General features: G+C 71.3%; 3 protein-coding genes and 1 pseudogene. All 4 read left to right on the plus strand.

Annotated features, from left to right (window positions below; translation table 11 throughout):
- Window positions 1-222: P-loop NTPase family protein (locus tag FXN61_RS49530; RefSeq protein ID WP_512698776.1), on the plus strand; the 222-nt coding region annotated here is incomplete at its 5' end.
- On the plus strand, window positions 219-386 hold the full coding sequence (locus FXN61_RS54040; protein WP_246293338.1) for a hypothetical protein: 168 nt from the start codon (window positions 219-221) through the stop codon (window positions 384-386). The genes FXN61_RS49530 and FXN61_RS54040, both read left to right, overlap by 4 nt.
- On the plus strand, window positions 374-907 hold the full coding sequence (locus FXN61_RS49535) for a response regulator transcription factor (RefSeq protein WP_312878599.1): 534 nt from the start codon (window positions 374-376) through the stop codon (window positions 905-907). The genes FXN61_RS54040 and FXN61_RS49535 overlap by 13 nt, the downstream gene beginning before the upstream one ends.
- Window positions 897-1,251 (plus strand): annotated as a pseudogene (locus FXN61_RS49540) (sensor histidine kinase); the annotation flags it as partial. The gene FXN61_RS49535 and the pseudogene FXN61_RS49540, both read left to right, overlap by 11 nt.

Raw genomic sequence — 1,251 nt, forward strand, 5'->3', positions numbered from 1 at the left:
TTGGTGAACAACCCGGCCGTCGTGCTGCTCGACGAGCCCACGACCGGCCTGGATCCACCCGGTCAGCGGGACGTCCTCACGCTGGTGCGAACGATTGCCGAGGCACGGGGCATCACGGTGTTGCTGTCCGCGCACGCGTTGCCCGAAGTCGAGCAGATCTGCACCGGAGTGCTGATACTGGAACGAGGCAAGCTGGCGTCCGGTCAGGTGATGACGACATGACCCCGATGAGTCGGGTGCTGGTGATCGAGGACGAGACGTCGTTCGCCGACGCACTCGCGGAAGGTCTGCGCCACGACGGGTTCGAGGTGGAGACGGTCGCCGACGGCCTGCTCGGCTGGACGCCGGGCTCACCCGCCCGTTCGACGCGATCGTGCTCGACCTGATGCTGCCGAGCCTGCCCGGTCTCGACCTGTGCGCGCAGCTGCGCCGCGCGGGCATCCGGGTACCGGTGCTCGTGCTGACCGCCCGCGACGGCGAGCTGGACCAGCTGCGCGCGTTGCGCATCGGCGCGGACGACTTCCTCACCAAACCCTTCTCCTACCGGGTGCTCCTGGCCCGGCTGCACGCTCTGCTGCGGCGGTCGGGGCTGCGGCTGGCCGACGTGCTGACCGTGGGCGATCTCGCGCTGGACCGGGTGGCCCGGCGCTGCCGCCGCGGCGAGACGGCGATCGAACTGACGCCCCGCGAGTTCGCGTTGCTGGAGCTGCTCATGTCGCGACCGGGCCAGGTGGTGTCCAAGCGGTTCGCCCTGGAAGAGGTGTGGGACTCCGCCATCCCGGTCCAGTCGAACGTGCTGGAGGTCTACGTCGCCTATCTGCGACGCAAGATCGACCTGCCGTTCGGCAGACACGCCGTCGAGACCGTCCGGGGATCCGGCTACCGGCTGGCTCCGGATGGCGGTTAGCCGGCGGGTCGGTGTTCGCGTCCGGCTGACCGCGCTGGCGGTGCTGGTCGTGGGACTCGGCCTGGCCGGGGGCGGCGCGGTGGCGGCGACGCTGGTCCGCGACCAGCTCACCGGCAACGCCGAAGCGGAGGCCCGCCGCCAGGCCGACGCGTTCGCCCCGATGATCTCCGTCGGCCTGCCTGCCGCCCTGCCGCCACTCGTCCAGGTCGTGGCACGGGACGGCTCGGTGCTCGGCGCGAGTTCCGAGCTCGCTCACACCCGCCTGCTCGCGCTGTGGCCGGAAAGCGGTGCGGTGAAAGGAACTTCGCGGCTGCCCGACGGCGAGCACCACGCCGTCGCAGGGG

The sequence above is a fragment of the Lentzea indica genome (genome assembly GCF_012184385.1).
In the GTDB taxonomy this organism is placed as follows: Bacteria; Actinomycetota; Actinomycetes; order Mycobacteriales; family Pseudonocardiaceae; genus Lentzea; species Lentzea indica.

Excerpts from the sequence above, each read along its gene's own strand:
- FXN61_RS54040 (WP_246293338.1), top strand. The coding sequence starts at position 219 with ATGACCCCGATGAGTCGGGTGCTGGTGATCGAGGACGAGACGTCGTTC.